The 14,970-nt window shown below is 67.8% G+C and carries 15 protein-coding genes; 10 read left to right on the forward strand and 5 right to left on the reverse strand.

The window, feature by feature from the left end:
* Positions 1-164 precede the first annotated feature (164 nt).
* Positions 165-1,640 carry an RNA polymerase factor sigma-54 gene (locus tag U0042_RS08260; protein WP_114810530.1) on the forward strand — a complete coding sequence of 492 codons (1,476 nt, stop codon included), beginning with the start codon at positions 165-167 and terminating at the stop codon, positions 1,638-1,640.
* Positions 1,641-1,869: 229 nt separating this feature from the next.
* Here U0042_RS08260 and U0042_RS08265 read toward each other — a convergent pair whose 3' ends face one another.
* The 3 genes from U0042_RS08265 to U0042_RS08275 form a co-directional block, all read right to left on the reverse strand.
* The gene (locus U0042_RS08265; RefSeq protein ID WP_114810531.1) at positions 1,870-2,637 is read right to left on the reverse strand and encodes an amino acid ABC transporter ATP-binding protein; all 768 of its coding nucleotides are present in this window, start codon (positions 2,635-2,637) and stop codon (positions 1,870-1,872) included.
* Positions 2,637-3,311 carry an amino acid ABC transporter permease gene (locus U0042_RS08270; protein WP_114810532.1) on the reverse strand — a complete coding sequence of 225 codons (675 nt, stop codon included), beginning with the start codon at positions 3,309-3,311 and terminating at the stop codon, positions 2,637-2,639. The genes U0042_RS08265 and U0042_RS08270 overlap by 1 nt, the downstream gene beginning before the upstream one ends.
* A 92-nt stretch (positions 3,312-3,403) precedes the next feature.
* Positions 3,404-4,183 (reverse strand): amino acid ABC transporter substrate-binding protein, encoded by a 780-nt coding sequence (locus U0042_RS08275; RefSeq protein WP_114810533.1) that lies wholly within the window; start codon positions 4,181-4,183, stop codon positions 3,404-3,406.
* Positions 4,184-4,578: 395 nt separating this feature from the next.
* On the opposite strand from U0042_RS08275, the gene U0042_RS08280 reads away from it, so the two are divergent.
* Complete coding sequence (locus U0042_RS08280) at positions 4,579-5,190, forward strand: TetR/AcrR family transcriptional regulator (protein ID WP_232833347.1); 612 nt, start codon at positions 4,579-4,581, stop codon at positions 5,188-5,190.
* Here the strand turns inward: U0042_RS08280 and U0042_RS08285 are convergent.
* Positions 5,174-5,980, reverse strand: coding sequence for a DUF72 domain-containing protein (locus U0042_RS08285; RefSeq protein ID WP_114810534.1), 807 nt, complete (start codon positions 5,978-5,980; stop codon positions 5,174-5,176). The genes U0042_RS08280 and U0042_RS08285 overlap by 17 nt on opposite strands.
* 317 nt (positions 5,981-6,297) lie before the next feature.
* On the opposite strand from U0042_RS08285, the gene U0042_RS08290 reads away from it, so the two are divergent.
* From U0042_RS08290 to U0042_RS08325, 8 genes are all read left to right on the forward strand, one after another.
* Complete coding sequence (locus tag U0042_RS08290) at positions 6,298-7,320, forward strand: universal stress protein (RefSeq protein WP_114810535.1); 1,023 nt, start codon at positions 6,298-6,300, stop codon at positions 7,318-7,320.
* Positions 7,321-7,375: 55 nt separating this feature from the next.
* Positions 7,376-7,846 (forward strand): universal stress protein, encoded by a 471-nt coding sequence (locus tag U0042_RS08295; protein WP_114810536.1) that lies wholly within the window; start codon positions 7,376-7,378, stop codon positions 7,844-7,846.
* Entirely contained in the window at positions 7,843-8,106 is a 264-nt protein-coding gene (locus U0042_RS08300) for a DUF2964 domain-containing protein (protein ID WP_419150504.1), read from the forward strand. Before U0042_RS08295 ends, U0042_RS08300 begins: the two co-directional genes overlap by 4 nt.
* Positions 8,107-8,148: 42 nt before the next feature.
* Positions 8,149-9,285 carry an ABC transporter permease gene (locus tag U0042_RS08305; protein ID WP_114810537.1) on the forward strand — a complete coding sequence of 379 codons (1,137 nt, stop codon included), beginning with the start codon at positions 8,149-8,151 and terminating at the stop codon, positions 9,283-9,285.
* A 10-nt stretch (positions 9,286-9,295) separates the two neighbouring features.
* A complete protein-coding gene (locus U0042_RS08310; RefSeq protein ID WP_114810538.1) occupies positions 9,296-10,012 on the forward strand; it encodes an ABC transporter ATP-binding protein in 717 nt (238 codons plus the stop codon).
* Positions 10,009-11,094, forward strand: a complete 1,086-nt coding sequence (locus U0042_RS08315; RefSeq protein WP_114810539.1) for an HlyD family secretion protein — start codon at positions 10,009-10,011, stop codon at positions 11,092-11,094. The genes U0042_RS08310 and U0042_RS08315 overlap by 4 nt, the downstream gene beginning before the upstream one ends.
* On the forward strand, positions 11,072-12,553 hold the full coding sequence (locus U0042_RS08320) for an efflux transporter outer membrane subunit (RefSeq protein ID WP_114810540.1): 1,482 nt from the start codon (positions 11,072-11,074) through the stop codon (positions 12,551-12,553). Before U0042_RS08315 ends, U0042_RS08320 begins: the two co-directional genes overlap by 23 nt.
* Positions 12,554-12,869: 316 nt before the next feature.
* Entirely contained in the window at positions 12,870-13,154 is a 285-nt protein-coding gene (locus U0042_RS08325) for a DUF1488 domain-containing protein (RefSeq protein WP_114810541.1), read from the forward strand.
* A 50-nt stretch (positions 13,155-13,204) separates the two neighbouring features.
* On the opposite strand, the gene U0042_RS08330 is transcribed toward U0042_RS08325, so the two are convergent.
* A complete protein-coding gene (locus U0042_RS08330) occupies positions 13,205-14,959 on the reverse strand; it encodes an AAA family ATPase (RefSeq protein WP_114810542.1) in 1,755 nt (584 codons plus the stop codon).
* Positions 14,960-14,970: the final 11 nt, after the last annotated feature.

Raw genomic sequence — 14,970 nt, forward strand, 5'->3', positions numbered from 1 at the left:
CCGGCGCACGCTTCTTGCCGGACCTTTGTAAAAAGCGCGATGCCGCACACTCGTCAGCAACGGTTGCTCGCGCACGAACGCTTTACGGAACAACGCATTGCGTCCGCTGGTACAGCAGTTGCTTTTCTGGGGCTTGTCATCGATGTGACTCACTCAGGACTGCCATGCCGCCTTCAATTGAGCTACGTACAAGACAACACCTCGCCCTCACGCCCCGGCTGCAGCAATCCGTACGGCTGTTGCAGTTGTCGTCGCTCGAGTTCCAGCAGGAACTGCGCAATGCGCTCGACACCAATCCGTTTCTCGAATACACGCCCGCGCCCGGCGAGGACGGCGACACGCCGCCTGCCGCACGCGAGGACGGGCTCGCCCCGCCCGCCGAACTGCCGGGTTCCACCGACATGCCCGGCGTAGCCGAAGAGTCGGGCGCCGAACGCACCATGCAGGACGAGCCGGCCGGCGGCTACATGGCCGACGCGCCCGAGCGCATGGGCCTGCGCCGCAGCAACCAGGACGACGACGGCCAGGGCTCCGATCCCGCGGACTGGGTCCGCATGCAGCCCACGCTGCGCGAGCAGCTGCACGAGGCGCTGCGTCTCTATCCGCTGGGCCCGCGCGACCGCGAGGCGGCCCGCATCGTCATCGAAGCACTCGACGACGACGGCTATCTGCGCCAGGACCTGGACGAACTCGCGGCGGTGGCCGACTTCGCGCCGCCGCTCACGGAAAGCGAACTCGTGATCGCGTTGCGGCTCGTGCAGTCGCTCGACCGGCCCGGCATCGGCGCGCGCTCGCTCTCCGAATGCCTCACGCTGCAACTCGACGCCATGCCGGCCACTACGCCGGGCCGCGACATCGCACGCGAGATCGCGGCCCATCATCTCGAACGGCTCGCGCGCCGCGAACAGGCCGAACTGCAAAAGCAGCTGGGCTGCGATGCCGACGCGCTGCGCGTGGCCTGCGCGCTCGTGCGCAAGCTCGACCCGAAGCCCGGCAATCACTACGGACGCGCCGAAGACAGCTACGTGGTGCCCGATGTGATCGTGCGCGCGGTGCGCAACAAGTGGGTCGTGACGATCAACCCCGCGGTGCTGCCGCGCGCGCGCATCCATCGGCTCTATGCGGAGCTGTTCGCGCAGTCGGCCGGGTCGAGCCATTCGCCGCTCGCGCAACAGTTGCAGGAAGCGCGCTGGCTGATCCGCAACGCGCAGAAGCGCTTCGAAACCATCCTGCGTGTGGGCGAGTGCATCGTGCAGCACCAGCGCGCGTTCTTCCAGTACGGCGAGATCGCGCTCAAGCCGCTCGTGCTGCGCGACATCGCCGAGGAACTGGGCCTGCACGAATCCACCATCTCGCGCGCCACGGGCAACAAGTACATGGCCACGCCGCGCGGCATCTTCGAGTTCAAGCACTTCTTTCCGCGCGAACTCGAAACGGAAAGCGGCGGCCGTTGTTCGGCGGCCGCCGTGCGTGCGCTGTTGAAGGAAATGATCGAGGCCGAGAATGCGCGCGAGCCGCTATCGGACGTCGCGCTTGCGAAGATGCTAGCCGATCAGGGCGTGATGGTGGCGCGGCGGACCGTCACCAAGTACCGTCGCCAGATGAAGGTGCCGCCGGCGGATCTGCGGCGCAATCTGTAGGCGAACCTGGAGACGGAACCTGGAGCGTTGGGGGCGGCGCGTTGCGCCAACGCGTGATCGGGCAAGAGGCGGGCGCGGCAGGCGCCTGCGGAGTTCGCGAGGTCGCCCGCTCGCTCGCGAAGGTGCTTGCCGCTTGGCCGTTCTCCGTCCCTGGCCTTTCGCCCTTCGTCCTTCGCCGCAGGCAGAGGCGCCTCAGTTGGCGCTCAACTGGCTGGCCCTCGGTTCGTCCTCAATCCGCCCATTCCTCGGGCAAGCCCTGCGTGAGCGTCGAAACGAAGCGCGCCGTTTCGGCCTCGCGCGGCCGCGTGAAGACATCGCGCGCGGCGCCGGCTTCCACCACCACGCCGCTTTGCAGGAACACCACGCTGCGCGCGATCGATGCGGCAAGCCGCAGGTCGTGCGTGGCGATCAGCATGGTCATGCCTTCGCGCGCGAGTTGCCGCAGCACGTCCACCACTTCGGCCGCGAGGCCGGGATCGAGCGCCGACGTGGGCTCGTCGCACAGCAGCACGTCGGGCGAAGGCGCCAGCGCCCGTGCAATCGCCACGCGCTGCTGCTGGCCACCGGAGAGCGTCATGGGCCAGGCGTCCGCCTTGTGATCGATGCCGACCTTCGCGAGCAGATCGAGCGCGCGCTGCCTTGCGCGCTCGCGGTCCCACTTCTGCACGGTGATGAGGCCTTCCATCACGTTTTCGATGACGCGCAGATGCGGAAACAGCTGGAAGTTCTGGAACACCATGCCGGTGCGCCGGCGCACGCGCAGTACGGCTTCGCGCGCGGGCTTGGAGCCGCGCGTGAACGCGATGCGTTCGTCGCCGGCCTCCAGCGTGCCCGCGTCGGGAATCTCCAGCAGGTTCACGCAGCGCAAGAGCGTGCTCTTGCCGCTGCCCGACGGTCCGATCAGCGCCGTCACCGTGCCTTGCTCGAGCGTGAGGTCCACGGGCTTCAACACCTGGTGGTCGCCGAAATACTTTTCGATTTTCTCGAGCCTGATCATCACTGACCCTGAAACACTGCATGTTGACCGAAGCGCCGTTCAAGGCGCACCTGCGCCGACGACAGCACGGAGCTGAACACGAGATAGATGAGCGCGGCCTCGGTGTAGAGCACGAGCGGCTCGTACGTGACCGACGCAATGCGCTGTGCGGCCTGGAAGATTTCCGGCACCGTGAGCACGGCGGCGAGCGACGTGTCCTTCACGAGCGAGATGAACGAGTTCGAGAGCGGCGGCAGCGCCACGCGCGTGGCCTGCGGCAGGATCACGCGGCGCAGCGCCTGGCCGCGCGTCATGCCCATGGAGTACGAGGCTTCCCACTGACCCTTCGGAATGGACTCGATCACGCCGCGGATCACTTCGGAGTTGTACGCGCCCACGTTGAGCGTGAAGCCGATGATGGCGGCCGTGAGCGGATCGAACACGATGCCCACGTTGGGCAGGCCGTAGAAGATCACGAACAGCTGCACGAGCAGCGGCGAGCCGCGAATGAGCCACACGTAGAAGCGCACGACGGCCACGGCCCACTTCGGGCCGAACAGCCGGACGAGCGCCGCCACGAAGGCGAGCGCGAGCCCCAGTGCGAACGAGATCAGCGTGAGGGGAACGGTGAAGACGAGCCCCGCGTAGAGCAGGGGCCACAGGGAGTCTGCCATCAGGTGCAGCGTGGCGGGCATGGTGCGGATTCGCTCCTCTCTTGTTCGTTTGCGCCAATGCATACGGGCCGTGCGTTGGCGGCACGGCCCGTCATGCGCTCAGTGTGGGGAGCTTACTTCGAAACGTCCTTGCCGAAGTATTTGTCGGCGATCTTCTGGTAGGTGCCGTCGGCCTTCAGTTCGGCGAGCGCCTTGTTCAGCGCGGCCTGCAGTTCGGGGTTGCCCTTGCGGATCAGGATGGCCGACTTGTCGCTGTCGGGCGAATCGTCGATGGCGACGATCTTCACCTTCGCGTCCGGACGGTGCTTCTTGAAGTCGAGGAACGAGAGGCTGTCGTTCACCGTGGCGTCCACGCGGCCCGAGGTGAGCAGGTCGATCGATTCGTTGAAGCCTTGCACCGGCACCACTTCGGCGCCGTTGTCCTTGGCGATCTTGCCGAAGTTGCTCGTGAGCGTGTTGGCCGACTTCTTGCCCTTCAGGTCCTTGAAGCTCTTGATCGTGGTGTTGTCGGACCGCACGATGAGCGCGGCATGCGAGGCGATGTACGGGTCGGAGAAGTCGTACTTCTCCTTGCGCGCCGGCGTGACCGAGACTTCGTTGATCACGGCGTCGTAGCGCTTCGCGTCGAGGCCCGCGATGAGGCCGTCCCACTTGCCTTCCACGAATTCGGCCTTGACGCCGAGCTTCTGCGCCACGGCGCGTCCGATCTCCACGTCGAAGCCGGTCAGCTGGCCCGAGGCGTCGTGAAACGTGAACGGCGCGTAGGTGCCTTCCGTGCCGATCTTGATGGCGCCGGCCGATTTGATCTGGGCGAGGTCGTCGGCGGCGAACGCGGCGGTGACCGCGGCTGCCTGCAGGAGGCCGATCAACAGAAGAGAGCGGATGATTTTCATGTTTGGGTGGCTCCGAGATAAGTAATGGTCCGCGCGCCCGGCCTCTGCAATGTCAGCGGTCGCGCTGGTGGAGCGGACTGTAGCAAAAACCGGTTATTTCCACAAAGCATTTGGTACCTCATTGATATGCCTTCCGGTAATAAAGAGGCGCCCGCGTATGCGTGGGCGAGCATGCCGGATGCCTGGTTTTACGTCGAAAGCGAATAGAATCCGAGCGTTCGCTCATATCTGGATCGCGCCTTCCTGCGGCCTGCTGCCCGCGCTTTCCAGGCTTTCCAGGCTTTCTGCCGTTCGCCACGTCCTCACATGAACCGTTCTTCGTCCGCTGCCGCCACCCGTCGAACCGACCCGCTGGCCCCGCGCAAACGGCCCGCACAGCGCCCACCGTCGAGGCGATTCTGGAAGCGGCCGCGCGCATTCTGGAAAACGCGGGCTTCGAGGGCTACACGACCAACGCCGTGGCCGAGCGCGCGGGCGTCAGCATCGGCTCGCTCTATCAGTACTTTCCGCACCGGGACGCGCTCACGGCCGCGCTGATCGAACGCGAAACCGTCACGCTCGTGGCGGATGTGGAAGAAGCGGGCAGAGCGGCGACCTGCGAAGACACGCTGCGCCTGTTGATCCGCGGTGCCGTACGGCACCAGACGCGTCGGCCCGTGCTCGCGCGCCTGATCGACTTCGAGGAACGCCGCCTGCCGCTCGGCGAGCGCGAGCAGCACGTGGCGGACACCATCGTCGCGACGCTCCAGGATGCGTTCAGGCGCCCCGACGCGCCTCCGTTAGCCGACCCCGCCACCGCCGCCGCCGACGTGCTCGCGATGGCGCGCGGCATGATCGACGCCGCGGGCGAACAGGACGACATCCGGCAAGACAGCGCGGCCGCCGCGCTCGAGCAACGCGTGATGCGGGCTGTGGTGGGCTACCTGTTTCGCGAGGACGGCCGGTGGCCTGCGCCGGTGGCGCATCCGCAGACGTCGAACTGCGTCGCGCCTACCCCAGCCGCCTGATCAGCGCCGCGGCCGCCGCGGGATTGCGCACCTTGTGTCCGCTGATCACGTAGAGAAACACGTCGCGGTGCTTCGCCGGCAGCGGCTTCGTGCCCGCTGTGGCGAGCCCCTCCGGCATGCCGCCCGCCGCCCACGTGCGGGCGCGTTCGGCCCAGCGGTCGAGGGCCTTCTCTGCGTACCCTTCCGGCTCGTCCTCGGCGGTTCCCATGATGCGGGCGTAGACAAACGGCGCGCTCAGATCGGCGATCTGCGGATAGTCCGAGTCGCCGGCAATCACGACCGCCGCGCCGTACTCGCGTGCGAGCGCGATGAACTCCGGCGAGCGAAAGCTCTCGTGGCGCACCTCCAGCGCATGGCGCACCGACTGGCCTTCCACGCTGTCGGGCAGCAGCTTCAGGAAGGCGGCGAAGTCGTCGGCGTCGAAGGCCTTGGTAGGCGCGAACTGCCAGTTCACGGGGCCGAGCTTCGCCTTCAGGTTCATCACGCCGCTCGCGAAGAATTTCTCGATGGACGCGCCTGCCTCGGCAAGCACGCGACGGTTCGTTGCGAAGCGCGGCGCCTTCACGGCGAACACGAAGTGGTCCGGCGTTTCGTCGTGCCACTTCATGAAGCTCTCGGGGCGCTGCGAGCCGTAGTACGTGCTGTTGATCTCGATGGACGTGAGCACGCGGCTCGCGTATTCGAGCTCGCGCTTCTGGGCAAGCCCCTCGGGATAGAAGGCGCCGCGCCACGGTTCGTAATTCCAGCCGCCGACACCGATGCGAATACGCGATTGAGCCGTGTTTTTCATGGGTGGAGTGCGCCGCAAAAGCGTGTGCCGCGGCTGTGCTGTAGGAGTGATGCAGTGTAGCCGAGGCGCGGCGCGGCCCGCACTCGGCCGTTCGGCTACCGGTCGGCTATCCACCGCCCACACGTGAGCCCGCCATCGAAGACCAACCGCTGCCCTCGCGAGACCTGACGCAAAAGGTAACTTGACCCACGTCAACGCCCGCCGGCCGCGAGCACCGATCATGAACGCATGAGTGGTGTGCCTGCGTGCGCGGTGTGTTCAGCCGTGTCTTGCATCGAAACGCGCAGGCGAGCCAGCTTCACGGCACGAGGTCGGTCATGGACGATTCAGCACACAACGCGGGAACCCCGTTCGCCTTCCGGCGGCTTCTGGTCGCCACCGAAGGCGGCAGCGGACTGCGGCCGCTCACGCGGTTCGCGTTGCGGCTCGCCGCGGCGGATGCACGCGTGCGGCTCACGGACGTGGTCTGCAATCCCGTCACGCTCTTTCCGACGCTGATGCTCAGTTATCCCGATTGGGACGACGCCCATCGGATCATGGTGTACGGGGCGCATGCAGCCCTCTGCGATGCGGCCCGCGAGTTCGGGCACGAGGGAGCGGTGCCCGAGACCGATCTGATCGATCTCTCGGCCGGCCGCACGAACGCGCCCGACGCGCTGCGTCATGCCGCGGCCGCGTGGGGCGCGGACCTCGTCGCGGTTTCCGCGCATCCGCACGGGCATCGCTGGGCGTGCCGGCTCGATCCCGAGGAAGTGGCGGCGGGCACGCACTGTCCGGTGCTCTACGTGCCGGCGCAACGGCTGGCAGACGACGACCTCAAGCTCGACCGCGTGCTCGTGGCCGTGGACGGCAGCGACACGTCGCTGCTCGCGCTGCGTATCGCCCTTTCGGTGGCACCGCCGCAAGCCGAAGTGCGCGCCATCCACGTGGTCGACCGGGCGCTGGGCGTGCCGAGGCGCTGGCGCGACGCCATCGTGGACGAAGCGGCGCGCCGCGCGCTGAAGGCAGCGGTGGCGCTGATCGAAGGGTGCGGGCGCACTGTGCCGGTCGGCAGCATCGATACCGGCGAGACCGACGACGACGTGTCTCGCGCGATCGCGCGCGAGGCGAAGCAGTGGCAGGCGGACCTCATCGTGATCGGCTCGCATGGCGGGCGCGGTCCGGGCCACTGGATGGCCGGCAACGTCGCCGCGCGTTCGCTGCGCGATACCCCTTGCGCGGTGCTGGTGTGTCCGCTCACGAGCGTCGCACACGTGCATGCAGGCGAAGCCGAGGCCGAGCCGCCCGCCGAAGTGCCGGGCGAAGCCCCCAGGGCCGTGCAGCCCACCGTTTTTCTGTAGTGCCAGCAGTTCTGCGCGCCGAGCGCACACATCAACAAAGAGACAGAGGTGAGTCATGTATCAAAAGATTCTGGTGGCGGTCGACGGTAGCGAATCGTCCAAACGCGCGTTGAACGAGGCGGTCCGCATGGCGTCGCTCGGCAAGGGCAGCGTGCATTGCGTGTACGTGGTCGACAAGTCCGCGCTCTTCACTTACGCGGGCTACTACGACCCCGTCGCGCTGCTCGACGCGTTCCGCCGCGACGGCACCGAGGCGCTCGAAGCCGCCGGCAAGGCCGTGGCCGCCGCGGGCCTCGCGGGCGACACGGAACTCGTGGAAACCGAAAGCGCGGGCGACGACGTCGCGGCCTGTCTGCAACGCTGTGCCCAGCGTTACGGCGCCGAACTCGTGGTGATGGGCACGCACGGCCGGCGCGGCGTGCGGCGCGTGGTGCTGGGCAGCGTGGCCGAACGGTTCCTGCGCTTCTCGTCGTGCCCGGTGTTGCTCGTGCGCAGCGACGACGTGGAAAAGGCGGCGAAATCATGAGCTACATCGGTCGGGCCCAGCGGCTATTCAACGGACCCAAAGACGAGGCGAAGCACGGGGAGCCAGCCATGGTGCGCAAGGAGTATCGGATCGTTCTCGCGGCTATTGCCGTGTTCACGGCCCTGGCCGGCCTCGGCTTCGTCATTCACGGGCTGCTGTTCGAGGCGGGCGCGTCGTTCCGCTATGGCATGGCGGCCGTCGTGGTGGGCATCGCGGGGTTCGTCATGTTGCTCAACCCCACACCGAAGGACGATGCCTGACACGCCGCTTGTCATGAAACCGGGCCGCAGGAGCACCACGACATGAAGGGAATCTTGCGGCTGGCGTTCAAGCTGCTTGTCAACGACAGCGCGAAGTTCACCGCGCTCATCGTCGGCATTACGTTCGCCGTGTTCCTGATGGTGCAGATGACCTCGCTCTTCGCGGGCGTGCTGAACCGCTCGTCGGCCACGGTCATCAACGTGGGCGCGAAGGTCTGGGTGATGGACCCGGCGGTGAAGACCATCGCCAACAGCATCGGCATGCCCGACTACGTGCTGGACGCCGTGCGCAGCATAGACGGCGTGAAGTATGCGGTGCCGCTCTATTCGGGCGGTGCGCTCGTCAAGCTGCGCGACGGCACCTACCAGGCGGTGACGGTGATCGGCCTCGACGACACGAGTCTCTACGGCTGGCCCCGCATGAAGGCAGGCCACATCGAAGACATCTACGCGGAGAACGGCTTCATCGCCATCGACGACGCCGAGTTCGTCAAGCTCAACAACCCCGCGCTCGGCACCGACTTCGAACTGAACGACCACCGCGGCAAGATCGTGGGCATCGCCACGGTGGCGAGCAGCGGCCTCTTTGGTACGCCCACGCTCTACACCACGTACACGCGGGCGGTCGAGTACATCCCGTCCGCGCGCTACACGACGTCGTACGTGCTCGTGGAGCCGAAGTCCGACGCCGACATTGCCCACATTCAGGCCGCGGTGAAGTCGCTCGGTTACGTGGCCTACACGAAGGACGAGTTCATGCAGCGCATCTCGCGCTTCTACAAGTACGAGACGGGGCTCGGCACGAACATCCTGCTGATGACGGTAATCAGCTTCATCGTGGGCCTCTCCATTTCGGGGCAGACGTTCTACACGTTCATTCTCGAAAACCTCGAGAAATTCGGCGCGCTCAAGGCCATCGGCGCGAAGAGCCACGAGCTGGTGGGCATGATCCTGTTTCAGGCCACGTTCACGGCGTTGACGGGCTACGGCCTCGGCGTCGGCATCTGCGTGGCGCTCATCAGCCTCGTGCGGCTGCGCATTCCCGACTACGCGGCGCTCGTCACGTACTTCAACCTGATGCTCGCGTTCGGCATGGTCGTGGTGATCGCCGGGCTGTCGAGCTATCTCGGCGTGCGCCGCGTGCTGCGCATCGAGCCGTTCGACATCTTCCGCGGCTAGGTGCAGCGCCATGCCCAAACTCGCGACCCTTCCGAAACTCGCCATCGACGCACGCGGCGTCGACAAATGGTTCGGCGAAGGCGAGGCGCGCACGCGCGCGCTGGCTAACGTCAGCATGCAGGCGCGCTACGGCGAGATGCTGCTGATCGTGGGGCCGTCGGGCAGCGGCAAGACCACGCTGCTGAGCGTGATCTCCGGCATCCTGCGGCCCGACGGCGGCGACGTGGTGGTGGACGGCGTGGACCTCTGGAAGCAGCCCAACGACGCGATCGCGGACTTCCGCCTGAACCGCATCGGCTTCGTGTTCCAGGACTACCACCTGTTCCCGCGCCTCACGACCGCGGAAAACGTGGCGATACCGCTCATTCTCAAGCGGCGCCCTTGGGACGAGGCCATGACCGAGGCGCGCAAGTATCTCGACATCGTGGGGCTCGGCAATCGCGCCGGCATTGCGCCCGTGAAGCTTTCGGGCGGCGAGCAGCAGCGCGTCGCGATTGCGCGCGCCGTGGTGAGCCAGCCCGACATCCTGATCTTCGACGAGCCCACGGCGTCGCTGGACGGCGACACGGGCCGCTCGATCATCGACTTCGTGAAGCACCAGGTGCTGAGCGACACGCGCTGCATTGTGATCGTCACGCACGACAGCCGCATCTTCGACTACGCGGACCGCATCCTGCGCATGGAGGACGGCCAGCTCAAGGGCATTGAAATGGGAGGCGGGGAGTGAGGCAGAAGCTCTTGTTCGCGGCGGCTTTCGTGGGCTTCGTGGCCGCCATGATCGCGGCCTGGGTGTACGGCATCCAGCAGCAGCCGCAGCCGCCCGTGTTCAAACCGGCGTCGAATCCCTACGCGCAGGGCGTGTACGCCGAAGGCATCGTGGAAAGCGATCAGCCGGCGGGCGCGAACGTCAACGTGTATCCGGACGTCTCGGGGCGCGTGACGCGCATTCTCGTGCGCGACGGCGCCGCGGTGAAAGCCGGCGACGTGCTGCTCACCATCGACGACACCGTGCAGCGCGCCACCGCCGAACAGCTCGCGGCGCAGGCCGACGCGGCCCAGGCCATGCTCGACGAACTGCACGCGCAGCCGCGGCCCGAAACGTTGAACGTGGCGAGTGCGCAGGTCACCGCGGCCGCGGCCACGCTCAAGACGGCCGAAGACCAGTACGCGAAGCAGCAGCGCGCCTACGAGATCGACGCGAAGGCCATCAGCCGCGACGCGCTCGACAACGCCGCCAATGGCGTCAAGGTGGCGCGCGCGAATCTGGAGGTGGTGACGAAGCAATACCAGCTCACGCGTGCGGGCGCATGGACGTTCGACGTGCGCAACCAGGAGCGCCAGGTGGTGGCGCTGCGCAAGGCCGCGGCGGCGGCCGGCGCGCTGCTGGACCGCTATACATTGCGCGCGCCCGCAGACGGCGCGGTGCTCGCCGTCAACGCTGCAACGGGCGGTTACGTGTCGTCGCAGGGCGTCTACGAGACCTATTCGCAGGGCTACGCGCCCGTCGTGGTGCTGGGCACGCCGTCGAACCGGCTCAACGTGCGCTGCTACGTGGACGAAATCCTGATCAATCGACTGCCGGACGGACAGAAGCTGAAGGCCCGCATGTCCGTGCGCGGCACCCAGGTGGACGTGCCGCTCGAATTCGTGCGCATCCAGCCTTACGTCACGCCGAAGATCCAGCTTTCCGACCAGCGCACCGAGCGCGTGGACGTGCGCGTGCTGCCGGTCATTTTCCGCGTCGCGCCGCAGAATGCCGTGCGGCTTTATCCGGGACAACTCGTCGATGTGTACATTGCCGCCCAGTAGGTCCGGCAGGCCCGGCAGGCGCGCACGTCTGGCGTGGGCGGTCTGCCTCGGCGCGCTCGCGTTGCAAGGCTGCATGGTGGGCCCGAACTTCACGAAGCCCGCCACGCCGCGCGTGGAGCGCTACGTGCCCGGCGATGCCGTGCCCGCCACGCTCACCGCAGCCGGCGCTTCGCAGACGTTTTCGTCCGGCACGCCGCTGCGCGACGACTGGTGGACGCTGTTCCAGTCGAAGGCCATCGACGCCGCCGTCGACGAGGCGCTCACCGGCAACGCGACGCTCGCGGGCGCCCAGGCGTCGCTACGGCGCAGCGAGCATGAACTGCGCGCCGGCGCCGGCGTGTTCTTCCCGCAGGTGGATGCCGGCGCGAGCGCCCTGCGCGAACGCTACGTCGGCGCGCGTCTGGGCAGCGGCGCCGCGCCCGCGCTCTTCAACCTCTTCACGCTGTCGGCCAGCATCAGCTACGCGCTCGACCTCTGGGGCGGCGAACGGCGCACCGTGGAAGGGCTCGCCGCGCAGGCCGATGCCGACCGCTATGCCCTCGTCGCCACGTGGCTCACGCTCACCTCGAACGTGGTCAACACGATGATCGCGCGTGCGGCCTACAGCGACGAGATCACGGCCACCCAGGAAATGATCGGCCTCGTGGACGAACAGATCGCCCTCACGAAAGCGCAGTACGAGGGCGGCACGGCGGCGTGGACCGCGGTGCTCACGCTCGAAAACGAACGCGCGACGCTGCAGGCCTCGCTGCCGGCGCTCGCGCAAAAGCGCGCGCAGGCCGAGCACCTGCTCGCCACGCTCGCCGGCATGCTGCCCGCAGACTGGCACGCGCCGCCGCTTTCGCTCACCGACATCGCACTGCCCGCCACGTTGCCCGAGACCGTGCCGTCCGCGCTCGTCGCGCGCCGGCCCGACATTCTTCAGGCCGAAGCGGCGCTTCATGTGGCGAGCGCGAACATCGGCGTCGCCACGGCGGCGCTGTTGCCTTCGGTCACGCTCTCGGCGTCGGGCAGCTTCAACGGCACGACGGTGCCCACGCTGTTCGGCAGTGCGGGCAAGGCATGGACGGTGGGCGCGGACGCCACCACGCCCATTTCTCACGGCGGCTCGCTCTGGTATCAGCGCGAGGCCGCGAAAGACGCCTACGACGCTTCGCGCGCCGCGTACCAGCAGGTCGTGCTGGCGGCGTTCCAGCAGGTGGCGGATACGCTGCGCGCGCTCCAGCACGACGCCGAGGCGCTGGCGGCGCAGACGCGCGCGGTGGAGTCGTCGTCGGAGGCGCTGCGGCTCTTGAAGGTGGGCTACGAGGCCGGCACCGTCGATTACCTGCAGATACTCATTGCAGACGGCCAGTACCACCAGGCGCGCATTGCCTGGCTGCAGGCGAATGCGCAGCGCCTGCAGGACACCGTGGCGCTTTACGCCGCGCTGGGCGGAGGATGGAACGAGGCGCGGTAGGGCGAGGCTATGTGGCGCGATGAGGCTGGCGTTGCCGCGTGCCGAACCTGCGCCGGAGCAACGGACGCAACGGACGCCACCGACCTAACGGCCGTAATCGCCGTAATGGACGCAATGGCCCCGACCCACCTCGTTCGCTCCCGCCCCGCTTGACTCAGGTCAAGCGTGCTCCGCAGGTGCCCCCTATGCTGATTCAAGGGCCACCGCGTGCGAGGGCGCGCCGCGGCTCATGTCGGAACCCGCCGGAACCTCGCTGCACGCCTTCCCGCAACCCCGGCAGTCCCGTCCGAACAGCCCGCTACCACAGGCCGCGATCATGCAGATTTCCTTTTCTCCCGAGCCCCCCCAGTACTCCGGACGTGATCTCGTTCTCACGTTCCCTGCCGTCGTGGACGACACCTATGTGCAGTGCGCGATCACGGCCGAGGCGCTCGAAGATCACTTCGGTGCGGCGTCGCCGCGCGAGGAAGACCTGATCCGGGCGTTCGACGCGAACCGGCCGGCCATCGAACGCGCGGCGCGGACGCTCCTCGGCGAACTGGGCGCGAAGCCCGTGCTGCTGCATAGCGGCTATTTCCGCTTCTACGAGTCGCAGGGGTGAAGGCGCGGCTTTCGGCAATGCTGTCGCGCGACGGCTTCAGCGCACGGCTGTCATTCGCTTGAGCCGCCGCCCTGCGCGCCGGAACCCGACGGCACACCGCCCGCGCTTACCGCGCACGGCTCGGCGCCAGTCATCGCCCGTAAGCGCGCAAAAAGCGGCGCCCACCATTCGGCGGTCTCGAAGCACGCCTGCTGGACTTCCGTGTCGAAACGCACGACGAGTGCCGCTTCATCGGCCGTGAACGGCTCCGCTTGCGCAAGCTGGGTCGCGAGAACGGCCACACCCGCATCGGACGCATCGCGTCCCGTTGCCGAACGCCCGGTCACGCGCGCTTGCAGACACGCGCGGCTTGCCGCGAAGTCGAGCAGGACCACCGACACACCCAACTTCTGCGCGAGCGCGACAAACGGCGCGCGATGCGCGTGCTTGAGGAACGTGGCATCGACCAGCGCGGGGTAGCCTGCCGCGAGAATCTGTCCGGCGATCTGGAGCAGGTGCGCGTATTCGGCGTCGATGGCCGCGGGCGTGTAGGCGCTGGGCGGCAACACTCGTTCGACGACGGGCGAGAGCGGACGCGCGCGCTTGCGCTCCGTGTCGCTGGCCACGCGAATTGCGCCGCTCAGTCGGGCGAGCGCGCGGCTCGCCACGGACTTGCCCGAGCCCGAATAGCCGTGGCAAAGCAGCAGAAACGGCCGGCGCGGCGCGGTCATGCGCATGGCCAGCGCGGCGTAGTCCGGTGCGGCCGACGCGCCCATCCGTTGCCGTTGGCCGTCGCTCGAAGCACGCACCGTCTGCGCCTTGAGCCGTGCCACCATCGCCCGCACGAGCGCGCGGTAGGCAAGGTAGAGCGGCATCGCGGCCAGTGCGGCGAAGTCGCCCGTGGCCTGAAGCCAGCGGTCCAGCGCGCGTCGTGCAAGGTCGGCGCGGCCATGTGCTTCGAGGTCCATCAGGAAGAAGGCCAGATCGTTCGCGACGTCGTTCCAGCGCAGCGCGTCGTTGAACTCGATGCAGTCGAACATCAGCGCGTCGCCGCCGTGGCGCACCACGTTGTCGAGGTGCAGGTCGCCGTGACACGCGCGCACGAAGCCCGCCGCGCGGCGCGCATCCAGCAGCGGCGCGAGGCGCTCGAACTGGCTGTCGATCCACGCGTGCAGCGCGGGGCGGCGCGGCTCGTGCGGTTCGCTTGACCCGGTTGGTCTATCTGGCAAGTCGATCCGCGGCGGCAGCACTGCCTCGATCTGCGCGCGCAGCCGCTCTGCGCCGCCGTAGCCGGCGCGCGGCGACCGGCGCGGGGCATGCAGGTGATAAGCGGCGAGCCGGTCCACGGCGCGGTCCACGTCGGCAGCGCGCAGCGCGTGTCGTGCGACGAGCTTCGAAAACAGGTGCGCCTCGTCGAAGCGGCGCATCTGCACCACGTAGTCGACGATGCGTCCGGGGCCGTCCCCCAGCACACACCGATGTCCCGCGCGCACCACCGGCATCACTGCGCGATAGAGCGGTCCGGCGAGCGGCCGGTTCAGCTTCAACTCGGCCTTGCAGCAACGCAGCCGGTCGGCGAGCGAGCGGAAATCCACGAAGCCGAAGTTCACGGGCTTCATGCGCTTGTAGGCGAAACGGCCCGCCAGATAGATCACGGAGATGTGCGTCTCGACGCGCCGGATGCGCCCCGCCGGGTGCCGATACGTGGCGGCGCGACGCAGGGCGGCGTCTACGGCACGCGCTTCGTGCCGCGCGAGGCGCGTGCTTGTGCGTCGACGAAGTGAGCGCGTGGAACGAGGCACAGGCGGGCGGCGGGGCGTCGTCATGATAGGCGGGG

This window comes from Paraburkholderia kururiensis, from assembly GCF_034424375.1.
Lineage (GTDB): Bacteria > Pseudomonadota > Gammaproteobacteria > Burkholderiales > Burkholderiaceae > Paraburkholderia > Paraburkholderia kururiensis_A.

Coding starts and splice junctions, on each gene's coding strand:
- U0042_RS08260 (WP_114810530.1), top strand. CDS start 165: ATGCCGCCTTCAATTGAGCTACGTACAAGACAACACCTCGCCCTCACG.
- U0042_RS08265 (WP_114810531.1), bottom strand. CDS start 2,637: ATGATCAGGCTCGAGAAAATCGAAAAGTATTTCGGCGACCACCAGGTG.
- U0042_RS08270 (WP_114810532.1), bottom strand. CDS start 3,311: ATGCCCGCCACGCTGCACCTGATGGCAGACTCCCTGTGGCCCCTGCTC.
- U0042_RS08275 (WP_114810533.1), bottom strand. CDS start 4,183: ATGAAAATCATCCGCTCTCTTCTGTTGATCGGCCTCCTGCAGGCAGCC.
- U0042_RS08285 (WP_114810534.1), bottom strand. CDS start 5,980: ATGAAAAACACGGCTCAATCGCGTATTCGCATCGGTGTCGGCGGCTGG.
- U0042_RS08290 (WP_114810535.1), top strand. CDS start 6,298: ATGGACGATTCAGCACACAACGCGGGAACCCCGTTCGCCTTCCGGCGG.
- U0042_RS08295 (WP_114810536.1), top strand. CDS start 7,376: ATGTATCAAAAGATTCTGGTGGCGGTCGACGGTAGCGAATCGTCCAAA.
- U0042_RS08300 (WP_419150504.1), top strand. CDS start 7,843: ATGAGCTACATCGGTCGGGCCCAGCGGCTATTCAACGGACCCAAAGAC.
- U0042_RS08305 (WP_114810537.1), top strand. CDS start 8,149: ATGAAGGGAATCTTGCGGCTGGCGTTCAAGCTGCTTGTCAACGACAGC.
- U0042_RS08310 (WP_114810538.1), top strand. CDS start 9,296: ATGCCCAAACTCGCGACCCTTCCGAAACTCGCCATCGACGCACGCGGC.
- U0042_RS08320 (WP_114810540.1), top strand. CDS start 11,072: ATGTGTACATTGCCGCCCAGTAGGTCCGGCAGGCCCGGCAGGCGCGCA.
- U0042_RS08325 (WP_114810541.1), top strand. CDS start 12,870: ATGCAGATTTCCTTTTCTCCCGAGCCCCCCCAGTACTCCGGACGTGAT.
- U0042_RS08330 (WP_114810542.1), bottom strand. CDS start 14,959: ATGACGACGCCCCGCCGCCCGCCTGTGCCTCGTTCCACGCGCTCACTT.